Here is a 16,798-nt window from a genome sequence, read left to right as displayed (position 1 = left end):
CGCCAACTATCTTGTACGGATCGGCCAAGTTAATTGTCGCGCTATAGAATACTCTGGAGGAGCGAAAGCGCCGCACCAGTCTCGAAAAACCAGCTAACCGAACGCGGTGCTCGGATGCCCTTTGTCTCCGCTTTGCTGTATCAAGGCCACACCAGAGCGCTCAGCTTTATGTATAGGCCATGCTGCTGATTATATGTCCGCTTCAATGGGAGCCTTTGAATGTTTGATTATACGATTCTGCACTGGATGACCTTTTTGTCGGCGGCGGTTCTTTTGAACCTTTCGCCTGGGCCAGATATTGCCTTCATTTTGGGACAGACTCTGCGCAATGGACGTCGACAGGGTTTCGCTGCTATGTTTGGTATTTGGACGGGTGCTGGGCTGCATGTGGTCATGGCGGCCGCTGGGCTCTCGGCGATTCTCGCAACGTCAGCACTGGCTTTTTCAATCGTTAAATGGCTGGGTGCTGCGTATTTGATATGGATTGGAATTAAAATGTTGCTGTCACGTGGCGATTCGTTTGTTTCGAATGGGAACCAAAAAAATCTGAATAGACACTCGGTCTATTGGCAAGGCGCGCTGGTTTCTGCGCTTAATCCGAAGGTGGCCATTTTCTTCCTTGCGTTTTTGCCACAGTTTGTTGTTGAAGGAGCTGGCTCCAATGGCGCTCAGCTATTTCTCCACGGAGGTCTCATAATCGTTGTCGCAGCTTTCATAGAGCCTCCCTTGGTTATGGTAGGATCCCGGCTGGGTTCATTTTTGAAGAAAAATAGGCAAGTTGGGCTTTGGATAGATCGAGGCCTTGGCGCATTGTTTATAGCCTTAGGTGCGCGTCTTGCCGCAAGTACCAGATAATATCAGTCGACTTGACATGTTAGCAGGTCAATTTCCCATAGTTTCGTCGATTTGGGTGTCCTGAGTATTGCTTCATCTCCTCTGCATTTTCCGAGGCACGCTTTGACCACAGGAGCGTGTACGGCCACATAATTTTTTTGTCATATCTCTCGTCGGGATCGACAATCCGAAATGTAAGTTTGTCACTGTTTTCCTCAACCAACGTGGCTCAGGCTCCAAAGAATGCTTTTCCCTCTTGGGCGGGGCTGTACTCGACAACACGAAGCTTGGAAAGACGGATTCTAAGATACCTGACCCTACGATCGATCTCCCTGAGCCTTTTTTCGTTATACTGGTGATCTGAGTTCTCTGACCGATCACCAAGACTTGCAGCCCGTCGAACCATTTTTGTGACTTCGGGGCGCTCTTTCCGCCACAGGTCGTCGAGCTCTTTCTTCAACTTGGCGTAGCCTTCTGGTGTAATAACTGCGTAAACCGCTGAAGATTGCCACCCATTCCATGTGAAGCCTGCCACCCGGACCGGAGCAAGGCTGCCACCCATCGGAGCGTAGCGACGCGGGGTTTTCATTGTTACTCTGAAACCATGGCGCTCGTCAACTTTGTCTGTCTTTTTCGCATGGATTGGTAGCGATGGTGGAGCGCCGGCCGTATCGGTCTTCCAGCACCTCCAATAAATCCCGGCGGTTTTCTGCATTCAGCTTCATCAGCCCCAGTCATCCAGGATCAACACGTCGACTTTGGCGAGTATACGTATTGCCTCAGTAAAGAATCAAACTCATAGCCGGATTGTCTCACCAGGATTGTTGTGTGGTTAACTGCTCATTAGCTGCGTCATTTTAATCTGATAGCTCTGGTCGCGTAATCTCCATTCGTTAATTCGCCGCTGGAGGGTTCTGACTTGGCTATTCGTGTATTGGCCAGGGGAAACGGCGCAAGGAAGTGAAAAGCAACATCACCGATAACGAAAGCGGCAAGAGACCACCAGCAAAGGCACGATCCAGGGCTATAACGGCGTGGCCACGGTGGACAAGAAACACCAGATCATCATCGATGCTCAGGCCTTCGGCGAAGGGCAAGAACACCACACCTTAAAGCCAGTGTCGGAGACGGTTCAGCAACGCTATAAAAAGCTGGGTATCGCTGACGACATCTACCAAACCGGCGCGATTGTGACGGCCGATACTGGCTTCGCCAACGAAGCGAATATGAAATACCTGCATGAACAGCAGATCAACGGTTACATCCCGGACAACCGCTTCCGCAGCCGCGACCCCAAGTTCGCGGATCAGAAAGACAAATACGGTAAGCGGCACCAGAACCTCCCAGACAAAGGCTGGAAAGACACCCTGGCAGCCAGCGAATTCCAGTTCGATCCAGTGACGCTCGTCTGTGTCTGCCCCTCCGGTCAAACTCTTACTTATCGAGGTCAACGGGAAGCGCTAAACGGGAAAATCCGAGTGCACTTCGAAGGTCGGTTGCTTCAGTGCCGCCACTGCCCGAAGAAGCACCAGTGCATGCAGAATCCAGCATCAGCGGATCACCGTAATGGGTCTGGCAGGCAGGTATCGTTCACCATTGAAAACAAACGACTCCCTAACTACACCGACTGGATGAAGCATCGGGTGGATAGCGAACAGGACAAAGAAATCTACAGCCATCGAATATCGGTGGTGGAACCCGTGTTCGGCAACATTGGCACGAACAAACGCCTGAATCGCTTCAGTCTGCGAGGCAAAAAGAAGGTGCAGGGCCAGTGGCAATTGTATTGTCTGGTACACAACATTGAGAAACTGGCGAATTACGGGCAGTTAGCGGCATGATGTTGGGCTAAGGTGTACCCAGAAGCAGCTCTTAGATAGCTGATTGAAGGGCTTCGTAAGCTGAATATCGCTAATGCTCGACGAACGAGCAAACTTGCGTTAGTTGATCGCAAGTACTGAAAAATACAATAAAGCGGCTGCGGGTCAGGCTCTGATAAGGGTTTTTCTACAGCCTCGTTAAAGTTCATAAGCAAAGATTTGGGAGTAATTATGAGAAGCTTAACTGGAGCTTTGGTTCTGATGATTCTAGCTTTATTGCCGGGAGCTGCTTTCGCAAGCGGTAACAAGCTGCTAGACCATTGCAATGCGGCAATAGACTTTATGGATAATGAGCCAGCCAATCCTGATTTTGGGGCTCTCGGATATTGTTTCGGTATGATGCAGGGCGTAACCAACACTAACGCCATGTATGAGGTTCAGTTGGGTAAGGACGCGCTCTTCTGCGCCCCGGAAGCGGGTCTGAATAATGGCCAAGCTGCCAGGATTGTTGTGAAATACCTAAAGGACAATCCTAAGGAACTTCACCGCCACGGCACTATTCTAGCCATCTCAGCATTCATGCAAGCATATCCCTGTGAGTAAGACTTACTCTAACTATTCATTAAAGTTCGTTCTGCACTTCCCCCACTTCAGTAGACATCTTCTATAGTTAGGGTAGCCCCTAGCACGGAGGTGCTTTAAGAGCCGCAAAAAGCCCGAAGCCTACACTGAGAAATTGAGGCAAACTATGAGCACCTTCCAGACAAACTTCGTGGTGGCTAGCGACAAATCAGAATGGCGGGCCCTGTTTGACGGCTACGCCGAGTTCTATGGCGTACCCATGAGTGATGCCATCGCAGATGAAGTATGGAGCTGGTTATTAGACCCAAGCCACGTGCTTGAAGGATTGCTCACCCGCACCGATGCCGGTCTCGCGGTTGGTCTGGCCCATGTTCGTGCTTGCCCTCGTCCGCTCGGGGGGAATGAAATTGGGTTCCTGGATGACATGTACGTGGCCATGGATGCTCGCGGTAGTGGGGCCTCCGACGCTATATTCGAGAGTCTTCAGAACCTCGCTCGCGAACGTGGCTGGTCTGCGATACGCTGGATCACACAGCACTTCAATGAGCGAGGTCGCGCCTTTTACGACCGCTACACCTCGGGGCCGAGCGATTTCATCATGTATCAGTGGAAGGAGTAACCCGCCATGCCGTCGCACCTTCGAATGTTCACGGTTCTTGCGCTCGGAATCATCATCTTAGCGAGCGATGCTTTAGCAGAAAATGCACCTCAGCAGAGGTACCCCGATGTCATTTCAGCCAAGGTGCGCGCCACCGGCGATAACAGCTTCGATTTTGACGTTACTCTCTCCTCACCCTACGACACGCCACAACGCTATGCCGATGCATTTCGGGTGATGGGAAAGGATGGCACGCTCTATGGCGAACGAATACTTCTGCACGATCACGCCGCCGAGCAGCCCTTCACCAGAAGTCTCCACGCGGTCGAAGTTCCAAAGCCCGTTTCAACGGTGGTCATTCAAGGTCGTGATCAACGCTTCGGCTACGGAGGCAAGACCGTTGAGGTTGCTCTGCCAAGGAGATAAAACTGTGCGCTTGCGAATATTGTCGGATTTGCCCGGCGCCCTGAAGGCTATTTGTCGTTCACCATTAGGAGGTTCCTGATGAAGGCACGGCTCCTATCGTGGGCACTTTGTATGTTCAGAAGTGGTTCGCGGGTAACGGCAAATCGGTTGAGATAACGATCGACAAAAAAGAATAGTTCGGCATCGATAAAGTGAAGCAGTCTGGCGGGACAATCGTTCAGGATATTTTCACTTTTCCCGGTGGCCGTCGTTTTCATTTCAACGACCCGAATGGCAATGAATATGCCGTCTGGTCAGAGCCAAATGCATGATAATTGGAGGCCCGCGACGACAAGCCCTTCGAACCGGGTGAGAACCCTTATTCGGAATTTCAGCAGGCGTTGATTGCCGCGGTGTGTGCCAGGATCGATTATGCGCTGGCGCAATAGCCGGTGGTGGCGTTGTATAGTAAACATTGAAAGCACACCAGATGGAGCTGCGGTGATCGCCTACCAAAAAAAACTGCTCATAATTTTTGCCGTTGGCTGGATTTCGATCGCCGGCGCCGATGAAGCTTGCCTGGCATCGGCCCAGACAGATCTGGAGCGCCTCTACTGCGAAGTTGTAGAGCGCGGTGGGGGCACAGGCCTGCCTTCTGCGATGGATTTCAAGCGTAATGATCCAAACGTGCAGGCGCTATTATTGCGTCGGCCTGCCAAACGATTGGGCCTGGCATTGCCAGAGATTTCGGCCACATCTGAAGCTGAAACGACCAGGTCATCGGTGGGGCCTGCAAAAGAATCCGGCACTGAACCGTCGATTCGCCAGGGGTTGGCGGGTTGCCAGTTGAGGAGCGACTTCATCCAGTGCCCAAAAGCGGCTTATGAGCTTGCAGGCAATCGCACACTGGCATCTCTGGACGACGGTGTCCTGGGACCGGGTAACCGCCTCGTAATAGTGCCTTTCGATGGCGAGCGTAACGATGATGAAGCCGTGCGATCTTATCTTTCGGCCGCCTATGACCGTTACATCCCAAAAATGCTGGCCATTGGCCTTGGTGCAAACACCATGAGCTTCACGGCGTTTCACAACGCCTTTCACACACTGGAAAGCGGCGGCGTGGATTTTTCCGATCGTATGGGGCAGACCTACGAGCTACTCAAACAGGATCGGAAAACTTTGGGGCTGAAAGCCCGATACCACGATGAGCTTCCGGAAAACCTGTCTCTGTGTGCAACTATCGATCGCGACGTCATCGTGTGTGACAACGTCGGGACCAACTGGGTCTTTGTTCGGGCAAATGAATAGTCCCTCTTGTTGTATTTCTACTTGTGCTTGGTTCTCTCCTGTAAGCATTGTCGGAAAAACGTTTTAAAGAGAGGTGTACCAAGCTTACGCGCCATAAAACGCAAGTGGATGTAACTTTAGCCTCAGGCCCGCCAAAACGGGTAGGCTAAGCCCTAAGAAAAAGATCTATCCAAGTTTCCCGAGGAGATAAGACTGTGCGCTTGCGAATACTGTCGGATTTACACGTGGAGTGTTTTCGCGAAGGTCGCGAATTGCCTGATGTAGCTGCTGATGTGGTTATCCTGGCCGGAGATATTCATCGTACAACGGAAGGCCTCGCTTGGGCTGCGGAACGATTTGCGGGGCAGGAGATTATCTACGTTCCGGGCAACCATGAGTTCTATGGAACAAGCATGCCCGACACGCGTGAGGCCTTGCGTGCCGAAGCTGAGCGCCTGGGAATTCACCTGCTTGATAACGATACGGTGACCATTGGCGGCGTGTGCTTTCATGGCTCCACATTATGGACAGATTTTGGTCTGTATAACGGCCAACCAGACTATGATCCATCACAGACGGAAAAGCGCGCGCTTGCGTTTATGCCCGATTTTCGCATTATCGAGCAACCAACAGGCGAGGTGTTCTCTACTGTAGAGAGCCAGAGGTTGCATGCAGAAGCCATGGCCTGGCTTGCGGCGGCGTTAAGCGAACCCTGCTCGGGGCCACGGGTGGTGATTAGCCACCATGCGCCGTTGCCGGAGTGTATCCCACCGAAATACCAAGGGGACTCGTTGTCGCCGGCCTTTGCTTCGGATTTGCGGGCACTGATGGGAAAAATGGATCTGTGGGTTCACGGCCACGTTCATGAGCCCGTTGATATACAGGTTGCAGGCACTCGCGTATTCGCTAATCCCGGTGCCTACCCGAATGAATATGAGCCGCCACTGTTTACTGCAGATAGAATTATTGAGGTGTAAGCGCATACCCTGCGCCGTTAATAAAGACTCAATTCAAGCAGATAAACGGTGGTGGCCGTTGCCTGATTTGACGCGAAGATAATGAGCTGGCGAATATCGGTCATATCCATCAGGCGTGTTGCGGGTGCTTGCTGAACATCAGCCAAACTCACAGTAAAGCGATTCACTCCGGGGTCGAGAACAAGTCGGGTGTTGAAACGGTCTTCATACGCATTGCCACTTCGCTCATGGGTGCGGTCGTTGATGCGTAACACCACGGTCAGTGGCGTTTGCTCGGGATTAAACAATGTCAGTGCCAGGTTCTGATAGTTGCTCCAGTCGCTCGCCAAATTGTTCAGCGATGCCCCTGAGTACTTTTCGGTTGTGATGTTCACTTCCAGGCTGAACTGATTGCCTACCGAATCGGCAAAGCGCGTAGAACGTTGTACGTTGCCATCCCAGAATATCTGGGCATTGGTAGTAGCGAAGTTATAAAGTTGCGGCACTTGTCGGGTTATCTGCCACTGTTGGTGACCGATGGCGGCCACGAGCCAAAGCTCCCATAGCAACAATATGGCTACGCCAATGCGGGCCAGCCACACGGCAAGTGATTTTTTTTCTGGCCATGAGAGGCACGCCAGCGCCAGCCAGGCACCTACTAGATTGCGCAGCATATCGTGCCAATCAACGTCGCGGCCTATCTCACTCTGAACCAGTTCAATCAGCCCGCCCGCAACAAGTACCACCACAGTGGTGACAGTGACTAATCGCCAGCCACCAAGTTTGCGTTGCGGCTGAAGTAACAGCGTTATCAGAAAGAAGAACAGGATGTGCCCCAGGTTCCACACGGCTTCATAAAACAGGCCGTTAGCCCAATCCGGGCCCCCGATGAAAAATAAAGGGAACAACGCAAAGATCAGGCTCGCCTGGGTGATTTTAGCACCCCAATGGGTGGAGTCGTTTTTATAACCCAATATCAGTTCCTGTAAGGCTGGGTGATAGGCTGGCACAGTTGGCTGGCCCTACCTGTGGCGAATGCTGCGCATTATGCTGGTGCCGAAGCTGTTTGTCGCAGATAGCATCCTTGAGGTGAATGGAGAACTCAATGAAAGAAGTTAAGCGCCCTGTTAATTCCCATAAGGCTTACCACGCCCATATATATTTTGAGAAAGAGACATTGTCTTTTGCGACCTCTTTGTGTGAGCAGGCGGGTCAGAAATTCGGCCTGAAGGTTGGTCGAATTCACCAAAAGATGGTTGGGCCTCACCCAAAGTGGAGTTGCCAAATCACATTTGGTGCTCAGCATTTTAATGAATTTGTAACCTGGCTCGACTTAAATAGAGAAGGTCTCACGGTTCTAATACATGCATTGTCCGGCAATGATTTAGAAGACCATACAATATACGCGTATTGGTTAGGAGACAGTGTTGAACTCGATTTATCCATGTTTGAGCCAAACACGTAATTTGTATGCGCAGTACTTGCGCTGGTGCTTGGCCGCAGCCGCTGCAGCAGGCAATATGAAGGCAGTTAAACAACTTTGAGGCTTGTCGTGACACTTTCTCGTGCTGATGATTTTATTGAAGTGACCACCCCTGAAGCGGCGGTTGATCGCCTTGCTACCTTGTATGGGCAAGCAACCAGCGCACTGCGCGCGGCTTTGAAGCAGTATATTAATGATCGCCAGCTACCGCAGGATGCCCAAAGCGCCTTCCGTTACCCTGAACTGCGCCTGACATATCAAACCCAGGGCGAGGTGCCCAGCAGCATACGTGCTTACGCGCGGCTGCAGGTGCCCGGTGTTTACAGTATTACGGTAACTCAGCCAGAGCCTTCAGGCGGTATTTGGAGAGCCAGCTGGGGTACATGATGCGGGATTTCGACGTAGTTGTGGAAGTGGGTTTGAGCCAGCTCAACATTCCCTATCCCTATGTTGTCGAGGAAGGTGACGAGCTGGGCGCTTCGGGCGTTACCGCCATCGAGCTGGCGCGGGTATTCCCCAGCACGGATCTGTCTGCCACCAACGATGGCACTGCTGATGGCCTATACGACTGGCAAGAGCTGGAGCAAATGCCGTTGGCGTTGTTTGATGCGGCGCGCACGGATTTTTCATTGCGCCGGCTGGTGCATTACACCGGCAGCGACTGGCAGCATGTACAGCCGTGGATATTGCTGACTAACTACCATCGTTATGTTGACCAGTTTATTCGGCACGGGCTGGATATGCTGCTGGGCGAATCACGCTTTCAGAGCATGGTATTGCCCGGTAATGTGGTGGTTGAGCGGGGGATGGCCGAAGATGAAATGCAGGCGATTATCGACTCCGTGGTCTGGCACCGGTTCCAGATGCCAGCCTACCACCTGAAGGCGAATGAGCCCGACCAGGGTATTACCCTGGTGAACATTGGCGTGGGGCCTTCCAACGCCAAGAACATTACCGACCACCTGGCCGTACTGCGCCCGCACTGCTGGCTGATGATTGGTCATTGCGGTGGGCTGCGGCAGTCGCAGGTGATTGGTGATTATGTGCTGGCTCATGCCTACATGCGCCGAGATGGCATCCTTGATCGGGTACTGCCGCCGTACATTCCATTGCCGGCGTTAGCCGAAGTACAGCAAGTGCTGCAACAGGCTGCGGCGGAGATCACCGGCGAGGAGGGTGACACGCTCCGGCGTCGGCTGCGTACTGGCACCGTTTTAACCTACGATGATCGTAACTGGGAGCTGCGCTGGGCGCAGGAGCGCCCGCAGATTAACCTCGCCCGCGCCATCGCGGTTGATATGGAGAGCGGCACGGTCGCCGCCCAGGGTTATCGGCTGCGTGTACCTTACGGCACCTTGCTGTGTGTGTCCGACAAGCCACTGCACAGTGAAATCAAGCTGCCCGGAGCAGCAGGGGCGTTCTACGAGAGAGCGGTTGCCCAGCATTTGCATATTGGCATCCGCGCGCTGGAACTGATGCGCAGCGAGCGTTACACCCTGCATTCGCGCAAGCTGCGTAGCTTTGATGAGCCGCCGTTTCGGTGAACCTGGCTCGCGTGGCTAATCAGCCACTGCCACGGCGGTGCATCCAGCAATCCCTGGCCTTGAATGATTGTCTCCCCGAGCTCCTTATTCAGCGCAATAGAATTGCACTCCCCATCTTGTTCCAGCGTGGCAACTAGCCGTGGTGCATGGGAAACCACCCAAACCTGGGTCTCCCGCGAGGCGCGGATAATCAAGCGCCCAAGGGCGGGCAGCAAATCCGGGTGCAGGCTGGTTTCGGGCTCGTTCAGCACCAACAGGGAAGGGGGCCTGGATGTGAGCAATGCGGCCACCAGAAGCAGGTAGCGAAGCGTGCCATCTGAAAGCTCGGCCTGGTTTAAGGGTCGCAAAAGCCCGTCCTGCAAAAACTGCAGCACGAAGCGGTTACCGGAATCGGCGGTAAAGTTAACTGTGGCTCCTGGAAACGCATCCTCAATTGCGTGATACAGCGCCTGCCGGTCACCAATCTCGTAGATGGTTCGCAGTGCTGCGACCAGGCTATGGCCGTCGTGATCAAGCACCGGGGTTCGGGTGCCTATCTGGGGTGTGCGAATGATGGAATCGGTATCGGTTCGGAACTGATCGTAAAAGCGCCAGTTGCGGATGGTTTGTCGAACCGCATGCACCTCTGGTACGGCCACCGGGTCGCTGATTTCGTTCAGAATACTTTCGTAGGAATTGAGGTGGGTGTTATACACGGCCCACTTTTGGCCGGAGCGCACTTTTACCACTGGACCAACCCGGTCGATCAGGCAGCTGCTGGGTCGGTAAACATCGCCAACCCAGATGCATTCACGCTTTATCTCCGGGTCGAACTGAAACATGGATGGGTCTTGGTAGCCGGCAAACCCCTGCGGCGCCGGCATGCCCAAGGATATGCCGTAACTGAAGTCCTCGCCGACAAAGCCCAGCCTCAAACGGGCATTTTGCTTTTTGGCGGCGCCTTGAACGGGCGCGGAGCCTCTCTCATGCCCTTGGTGAAGTTATCCGGCCCGGCCCAGAATGTGTAGTCTAGGCCGCCTTCCTGAGCAATCGACGAGATGAGGTTCCCTTTCGCGGTTTCCGCGAGTAACCGGAGCGATTTGTATAGGTTTGATTTGCCACAACCATTGGGCCCGGTAACTACGTTGAGGCCCGATAGGGGCGAAACAACGTTCTTCAGGCTGCGATAGTTGGATACGGCAAATGCGTTGATCATACGCTCAAGCTCAATGATGACTGGTTGAGCATGAAAGCGCCTTCACACTCCGATAGGGTGCAATGTTACGCGAAAAACGATCAGGCGACCGCATCGACCGGCCGGCCCAGATCCCGAAGAACGGTTTCAATGACCAGTGGGCTCCACAACAGCCGGTGATGCCCCAGGCCACTCGTGCGCAGTACCTGGGCGGTTTGCCAGTTGGTAGAGATTCGTTCACTTTCATCTGGCGCAATCGAAGTATCGTCGTCGTCAATAACGATCATGCCACGCTGGGTCAGTGATCGGGATAGCGCTTCCAGATCCAGCCTATCCCAAACCGAATTCCCGAAACGCTCTTCCATTAGCCGAAGATGAACGTCGAGAACGTTCTGACTTAACCCCCATTGCCGCCCCAGATTGTCCATCACAGCCGTTAAACTGAGTGGGGGCGCCAACATGACCAGATGCTGGGAGTGAAGTCCGTCCTTAATTGCTCTTACAGCCGCTATGCAACCCATGGAGTGCGCCAATATTCCGTGAACCCGGCCAACACTGTCAGCCACTTTCGCTGTGACCTCGGCCATCTCAAAGAGGTCGGTACTGCTGCCCTGAGCGCGCCCATGTGCGGGTGCGTCAAACAGAACCACGCGATAGCCAGCGTTTACCAACGGATTCACCCAGGCACCAAATTGAACGCCTGCGCCGGCCCAGCCATGAACGCCAAGAATGACGGGCCCCTTGCCCCAGGAATACACCGGAATGCTGTGGGCACCATGTTGGAGTTGGGTATAGCTGTCTGTATTGTCCAGCAGATGTTCATAGCGTAAGGGCAGTGGCAGGCGTGATGGCCGGAATGCCATGCGATTTACCAGTTGGCCCGCTTTCTGCGGTGCCATCCGAGCGTAAAGCTGCAAAGCCAGCCGAGTGGCTGAACGACCGACATGGCGAACTCCAGGCTTTTGAGAAATCGAGGTTTGAGTCTTCAGTGGTGAATTCATAGTGAAAGTCCTTCTTCCTGCTTTGGTTGATTACAGCTTCAGGTTAGAGCTTGCGGGCAGTCAGCAGGAGTGTCATATTCGACATATAAAATGCGGAAAGAGTCATTCTTATGTTTAATGTCGCGATTGTCGCTTTGCCTGGATGCCATGCCTCGGGTGTGCACGGAATAATGGATTTCTTTACTGTTGCCAATTTCGTTAGTGACAAACCGGCGGGTAGGCGCCAGCCGCTGTTCGATTGCCAGATAATCACCGTGGATGACCAGCCAGTGCGTGGCTACAGTGGTGCTGTGGTTACTCCGACCATTTCGCGCGGGGCCTTTCAGGCAGATTTGATTGTGGTGGGATCCTCAGTGGAAGCGGTTGTTGGTGCAAATCGCCTGGATCAAGCACTGGCCCCGGCGATACCTCTGCATGGTTGGCTTAAGAAGGCCGCGGCACGGGGTACGGTGATTGCGAGTGTTTGCACCGGCAGTTTTATACTGGCGGAGGCCGGCTTACTTGACGACCAGGTGGTCACCACCCATTGGCGCGCCGCCCCAATGTTCCGCAGCCGTTATCCACATATCCGCATGGATGCGGACCAATTGCTGGTGGATAACGGCCAGATCATCTGTGCTGGCGGGGCTTCGGCGTTTGTGGATCTGTGTGTTCATCTGGTGGAAAGGTTTGCCTCGCCTTCGGTCGCTCTTGCCTGCAGCAAAATGCTGGTGCTGGACGGTCGCCGAATGGAGCAAACGCCCTATATGGCGTTTTACAGCCAGAAGGTTCATCAGGATGATGCCATTCGCAAGGCACAAGCTTGGCTTGAAGGGCATTATGCCGACCCCGTGACCATCGATGAGGTTGCTGTCGTTGCGGGTCTTGGCGCCCGTACGTTCAAGCGCCGCTTCAAGGAGGCCACCGGAGAAACACCCATTGGTTATCTGCAACACCTGCGGGTTGAGGGTGCTAAACACTTGCTGGAATCCAGCCGTGAGCAAACTGCGCGTATTATCTGGAGTGTGGGTTATGAAGACGCCAGCTCGTTCCGACGTCTTTTCAAAAGGATGGCGGGCTGCACCATGGAGCAGTACCGCAAGCGTTTCAGTTATGTATCGCTATCTGCAGCTTAGGTGCTCCCCAGTGTCACCCGCAGTGCCAGCGGATACTCATCACAGATGAAGGTATTACAATACTTCGGTATCAGGATACTATTTATTGATAAAACCTGTGATATTAACACTCAGGTTGGCAGGCGCTGCATCCGGTAGCGCCGTTCCGGCCGGCCAATACTGCCATAGCTGACTTCAGCCACCAACGTGCCGGTGCCGGTCATGTATTCCAGGTAGCGCCTGGCTGTGGTGCGCGATGCGCCCATGGCGCTGCCCACTTCCTCTGCACTCCAGGGTTTGCCGCCGGCAATCAGTTCGCGAATCTTGTCCAGCGTAATGACATCTATGCCTTTTGGCAGCCGGTGGTGGCTGTCGTTGCCCGTGTCGCTGGCGTTGCGCGGGAGCAGGGCGTCTACTTCCTCCTGGCCCAGGTGTTTTAATGCCGATAAGCGCTCGTGGTGTTCACAAAAGCGGTTGATGGCTTCTTCCAGGCGCTCGAATACCAGTGGCTTCAGGATGTAATCAAACACCCCGCCGCGTAGGGCAGTGCGCAGCGTGTCCACTTCTTTGGCGGCGGTAATCAGAATCACGTCGCTGCTGTTGTTACTGGCACGCAGCTCGCGCAATAAATCCAGACCGCTGCCGTCGGGGAAATACACGTCCAGCAGTATCAAGTCAGGCTGCAGCACTTCTGCCTGTTCTCGGGCATCGGCCAGGGTGTGTGCAATACCGCACAGTTCCACCTGATCCAGGCGCTGAATAAAGCGGCGCTGGATTTCTGCAATCTGGCGGTCGTCTTCGGCGATCAGCAGTCGGATGGGGGTCACGGTTGGCTCCTGCCTGTGGGGTTTTTGGGTAAGTATAAGGTAAAGCGACTGCCGCCTGTCTCGCCCAGATTTTCTACCGTTACCGAGCCGCCCCAGCTGTCCAGAAACTGGCGGACGAGGTGCAGCCCAAAACCGTGTTCGTGGCCGGCTTTGCTGGTCACGCCTTTTTCAAAGATCCGGTTTTGCACTTCTGGCGCCACACCTGGGCCCTGATCTTCAACCTCAAAAATCAGCTCCTGGCCAAGATCGGTCATCGACAGCTGCACCCGGCCATTTGCCCCGGTGTGGCGGCGAGTGGCTTCCAATGCGTTATCAATCAGGTTGCCCAGCACGCTCACCAACTGATCCCGTGGCAGGTTGTTGGGCAGGTTGGCCATCTGGCTGCCTGGGTCTATGTCCAGGTGCAGGCCCATTTCCCGTGCCCGGTTGTGTTTGCCCAGCAGGCAACCGGCAATGATAGGATCTGGCACCGCCTCAAGCAGCAGGTGAATCAGCGCCTGATGGCTGCTGACTTCGCTGCCGATGAGCCCCAGCGCATCGTTGTATGCGCCCAGCTGAATCAGCCCGGCAATGGTGTGCAGCTTATTGGAGTATTCGTGGGTCTGGCTGCGCAGGGTGTCGGCGTATTGCTGGATGCGGGTCAGCTGCTGGCTGACCTGATCCAGCTCGTTGCGCAGGCGAAAACTGGCCACCACGCCAATAATCTCATCACCCTGGCGCATGGGCAGCCGGTTAACCACCATCTGGCGGTTGCGCAGCCATACCTCGCGATCGAAATCCGGTATGCCGCTGGTCAGTACCGACATCAGGTCGCTTTCGGGCAGCACTTCCAGAATGGGGCGCCCTGCCACCTGGCTGTCGGTGCTCAGCCCCAGGGTGGTCAGGGCCGCGCGGTTTACGGTGGTAATAATGCCGTGGCGGTTGATGGCAATAATGCCCTCACGTACCGATTGCAGTGTGGCGTCGCGCTCTTGGAACAGGCCGGCGATTTCTTCTGGTTCCAGGCCAAAAATAGCACGCTTGAAACGGCTTGCGATGACCACCGCCGCAAGAATACTAACCAGCAAAACCACACCCAGAACGCCGTACAGTACAAAATTATAGCGCTGCACCGTTGCCTCCACCTGGCGCACGCTGTATCCCACCGACACTATGCCAATAATGTCGCCGCTGCCGGGATCGAACACTGGCGCTTTACCACGCATGGATTCACCCAGATTGCCTAGCGCACGGGCCACATAGCCCTCACCCTCTACCAGTGCACGGTGGCCGTCATCGCCGTCGTCGTCTGCCATGGAGTGGCCGATACGCTCGGGTGATGGGTGGGCCAGGCGGATAGCGTTGTGGTCGCCAATCACAATAAACAGGGCTTCGTTGGTGGTGGCCAGTGTGCGGGTAAGGGTGTTGAGGGCGCTAATGTCCCGTTGCTGTATCCCCTGAATAATGGCGGGGCTGGCGGCAACGGTTTTGGCTACCATTAGCGCGCGCTGGCCAATTTCGTTGTACAGGGATTCGCTAAGGTAATAGCCGGCAAATACGCCGATAAACGCCGCTTGCAATGCGCTCACCAGGCCCAGGGTGAGAATCATGCGGGTTTTAAGTTTTGTGCGTCGCTTTGCAGGCATAGGCTTTGATCAAAGTTGTCCGTCGGCGAGAGGGTAAAGGGTAGAACACCGTCGTCGGGTTTGCCCGTGAACTTTATGCACACAATGCGCAGTAGTTTTTTTAAATGCGTTACGCCCGCAAACTTCAGCAACTACGCATTGCCTTCTACTCTGTTTACTGAAACAACAAAGAGGCAATGTATATGTTCATCAAAACAACAATAGCATTTGCGGCAGCGGCTGCGTTCAGTATGTCTGCCATGGCCTGGGAGCCCAGCGGCAAAGTAGAGTGCCTGGCACCGGCTGATCCGGGCGGCGGCTGGGATTTCACCTGCCGCAGCGTGGGTAACGTCATGCAACAGCTTGACTTGGTAGACGGCTCGGTACAAACCGTGAATATGGCCGGCGCAGGTGGCGGCGTGGCCTACGCTCACACAGTGAGCAAGCGTAAAAACGACGACAAACTGATCGTCGCGGCGTCTACTGCCACCACCACCCGGTTGGCGCAGAAGCAGTTCCCCGGTATGGATGCCTCCATGGTGAAGTGGATCGGCGCGCTGGGTGCAGATTACGGCATCATCGCGGTAAGCAAAGATTCCAAATATGAAAACCTGAACCAGCTGATGGACGCGTTGAAAGAGAACCCGCGCGCAGTCAAATTTGCTGGCGGTAGTGCCCGTGGCGGCTGGGATCATCTGAAAGTGCTTATTACGGCAAAGGCCGCTGGCGCTGAAAAACTGCCATCCATTCCTTACCTGTCGTACAACAACGGCGGCGAAGCCATGACCCAGGTTGTGGGTGGCCAGGTGGATGCCTTCACCGGTGATTTGCGGGTGCTGGCGGTGTTGTCTGAGGAGCGTCTGCCGGGCAAGTTCAGCAACATTCCTACCGCCCGCGAGCAGGGGATTGATGCGCTTGGCCCGAACTGGCGCGGATTTTATATGCCCAAAGATACCTCGGATGAAGCTCAGCAGTATTGGGTAGACGCAATCGACACCCTGTACGCCAGCGAAGAGTGGAAGGCGGTGATGAAGAGCAATGGCCTGATTCCGTTCCACCCCAAAGCCGGCGAGTTTGAAGGCTTTGTGACCAATCAGGTTCAGGAAATTGAAGACCTGTCCCGGGAAATAGGTCTGCTGAAATGACCGGCATGGGTGACCGTATTCTGGGTTTGTGCCTGCTGGTATTGGCGGTTGCCTATGGCTGGGTAGCGCAGCAATGGCCTGAACCCTTCGGCGGTGCCGAGGGAGTAGGGCCAGAAACCTTTCCCACCATGCTGGCGATCGTGCTGGTGGTGGGCAGCCTGTACCTGATGATCAAGCCAGATGCCGACGCCCGATGGCCCGTGGGGAAATCGGCACTGGAGCTGGTGATCTCAATCATTGTGCTGGTGGTTTACGCACTGCTGCTGGAGCCGTTGGGCTTTATTATCTCCACTACCCTGGCCGTTGGCGTTTTGAGCTGGCGCATGGGCGCGCCGCCCAAAGGGTCGTTTGTGACGGGGCTGGTGAGTGCCGTTGTGGTGTTTGGGTTGTTTAACTATGGGCTGTCTCTGAGCCTGCCCAATGGCTTGCTGGGAGGCTTTTGAC

The 16,798-nt window shown here is 54.5% G+C and carries 14 protein-coding genes and 5 pseudogenes; 12 read left to right on the top strand and 7 right to left on the bottom strand.

Annotated features, from left to right (window positions below):
- The first annotated feature begins 219 nt into the window (after positions 1-219).
- Positions 220-855 carry a LysE family translocator gene (locus BCA33_RS13990; protein WP_071266772.1) on the top strand — a complete coding sequence of 212 codons (636 nt, stop codon included), beginning with the start codon at positions 220-222 and terminating at the stop codon, positions 853-855.
- 2 nt (positions 856-857) lie between these two features.
- Here BCA33_RS13990 and greB read toward each other — a convergent pair.
- Positions 858-1,369, bottom strand: a pseudogene (greB, locus tag BCA33_RS13985) (transcription elongation factor GreB).
- 109 nt (positions 1,370-1,478) lie between these two features.
- Positions 1,479-1,597, bottom strand: a pseudogene (locus BCA33_RS19880) (ATP-binding protein); the annotation flags it as partial.
- Between the two features lie 170 nt (positions 1,598-1,767).
- Between BCA33_RS19880 and BCA33_RS13980 the strand changes: the two are divergent.
- The 6 genes and pseudogenes from BCA33_RS13980 to BCA33_RS13950 form a co-directional block, all read left to right on the top strand.
- Positions 1,768-2,675, top strand: a pseudogene (locus BCA33_RS13980) (transposase); the annotation flags it as partial.
- Positions 2,676-2,885: 210 nt separating this feature from the next.
- Positions 2,886-3,257 carry a Rap1a/Tai family immunity protein gene (locus BCA33_RS13975; RefSeq protein ID WP_139173011.1) on the top strand — a complete coding sequence of 124 codons (372 nt, stop codon included), beginning with the start codon at positions 2,886-2,888 and terminating at the stop codon, positions 3,255-3,257.
- Between the two features lie 145 nt (positions 3,258-3,402).
- Positions 3,403-3,855, top strand: a complete 453-nt coding sequence (locus BCA33_RS13970) for a GNAT family N-acetyltransferase (protein ID WP_071266768.1) — start codon at positions 3,403-3,405, stop codon at positions 3,853-3,855.
- Between the two features lie 6 nt (positions 3,856-3,861).
- The gene (locus BCA33_RS13965) at positions 3,862-4,260 is read left to right on the top strand and encodes a hypothetical protein (protein ID WP_071266766.1); all 399 of its coding nucleotides are present in this window, start codon (positions 3,862-3,864) and stop codon (positions 4,258-4,260) included.
- A gap of 480 nt (positions 4,261-4,740) precedes the next feature.
- The gene (locus BCA33_RS13955) at positions 4,741-5,547 is read left to right on the top strand and encodes a hypothetical protein (RefSeq protein ID WP_254774413.1); all 807 of its coding nucleotides are present in this window, start codon (positions 4,741-4,743) and stop codon (positions 5,545-5,547) included.
- 194 nt (positions 5,548-5,741) lie between these two features.
- The gene (locus BCA33_RS13950; RefSeq protein WP_071266762.1) at positions 5,742-6,503 is read left to right on the top strand and encodes a metallophosphoesterase; all 762 of its coding nucleotides are present in this window, start codon (positions 5,742-5,744) and stop codon (positions 6,501-6,503) included.
- A gap of 17 nt (positions 6,504-6,520) precedes the next feature.
- Here BCA33_RS13950 and BCA33_RS13945 read toward each other — a convergent pair whose 3' ends face one another.
- On the bottom strand, positions 6,521-7,456 hold the full coding sequence (locus tag BCA33_RS13945; RefSeq protein WP_083394760.1) for a hypothetical protein: 936 nt from the start codon (positions 7,454-7,456) through the stop codon (positions 6,521-6,523).
- 131 nt (positions 7,457-7,587) lie between these two features.
- Here BCA33_RS13945 and BCA33_RS13940 point away from each other — a divergent pair, with 131 nt between their 5' ends.
- Positions 7,588-7,947 carry a DOPA 4,5-dioxygenase family protein gene (locus tag BCA33_RS13940; RefSeq protein WP_071266760.1) on the top strand — a complete coding sequence of 120 codons (360 nt, stop codon included), beginning with the start codon at positions 7,588-7,590 and terminating at the stop codon, positions 7,945-7,947.
- 87 nt (positions 7,948-8,034) lie between these two features.
- A pseudogene (gene amn / locus BCA33_RS13935) lies at positions 8,035-9,509 on the top strand (AMP nucleosidase).
- A 23-nt stretch (positions 9,510-9,532) separates the two neighbouring features.
- On the opposite strand, the pseudogene BCA33_RS13930 reads toward amn, so the two are convergent.
- Positions 9,533-10,704 (bottom strand): annotated as a pseudogene (locus BCA33_RS13930) (AAA family ATPase); the annotation flags it as partial.
- An 80-nt stretch (positions 10,705-10,784) separates the two neighbouring features.
- Positions 10,785-11,684 carry an alpha/beta fold hydrolase gene (locus BCA33_RS13925; RefSeq protein WP_071266758.1) on the bottom strand — a complete coding sequence of 300 codons (900 nt, stop codon included), beginning with the start codon at positions 11,682-11,684 and terminating at the stop codon, positions 10,785-10,787.
- Positions 11,685-11,794: 110 nt separating this feature from the next.
- Here BCA33_RS13925 and BCA33_RS13920 point away from each other — a divergent pair, with 110 nt between their 5' ends.
- A complete protein-coding gene (locus BCA33_RS13920; RefSeq protein ID WP_071266756.1) occupies positions 11,795-12,799 on the top strand; it encodes a GlxA family transcriptional regulator in 1,005 nt (334 codons plus the stop codon).
- 110 nt (positions 12,800-12,909) lie between these two features.
- Here BCA33_RS13920 and BCA33_RS13915 read toward each other — a convergent pair whose 3' ends face one another.
- Both BCA33_RS13915 and BCA33_RS13910 read right to left on the bottom strand, forming a co-directional pair.
- On the bottom strand, positions 12,910-13,605 hold the full coding sequence (locus BCA33_RS13915) for a response regulator (protein WP_071266754.1): 696 nt from the start codon (positions 13,603-13,605) through the stop codon (positions 12,910-12,912).
- Positions 13,602-15,230, bottom strand: a complete 1,629-nt coding sequence (locus BCA33_RS13910; protein ID WP_071266752.1) for a sensor histidine kinase — start codon at positions 15,228-15,230, stop codon at positions 13,602-13,604. The genes BCA33_RS13915 and BCA33_RS13910 overlap by 4 nt, the downstream gene beginning before the upstream one ends.
- Positions 15,231-15,412: 182 nt before the next feature.
- Between BCA33_RS13910 and BCA33_RS13905 the strand changes: the two genes are divergently transcribed.
- The gene (locus BCA33_RS13905; RefSeq protein WP_071266750.1) at positions 15,413-16,354 is read left to right on the top strand and encodes a tripartite tricarboxylate transporter substrate binding protein; all 942 of its coding nucleotides are present in this window, start codon (positions 15,413-15,415) and stop codon (positions 16,352-16,354) included.
- The gene (locus tag BCA33_RS13900; protein WP_071266748.1) at positions 16,351-16,797 is read left to right on the top strand and encodes a tripartite tricarboxylate transporter TctB family protein; all 447 of its coding nucleotides are present in this window, start codon (positions 16,351-16,353) and stop codon (positions 16,795-16,797) included. Before BCA33_RS13905 ends, BCA33_RS13900 begins: the two co-directional genes overlap by 4 nt.
- The last annotated feature ends 1 nt before the right edge of the window (position 16,798 follow it).

The sequence above is a fragment of the Marinobacter sp. AC-23 genome, from assembly GCF_001858325.1.
In the GTDB taxonomy this organism is placed as follows: Bacteria; Pseudomonadota; Gammaproteobacteria; order Pseudomonadales; family Oleiphilaceae; genus Marinobacter.
The sequence above is the reverse complement of the archived record's forward strand: the minus strand, read 5'-3'. Positions and strand labels throughout refer to the sequence as shown.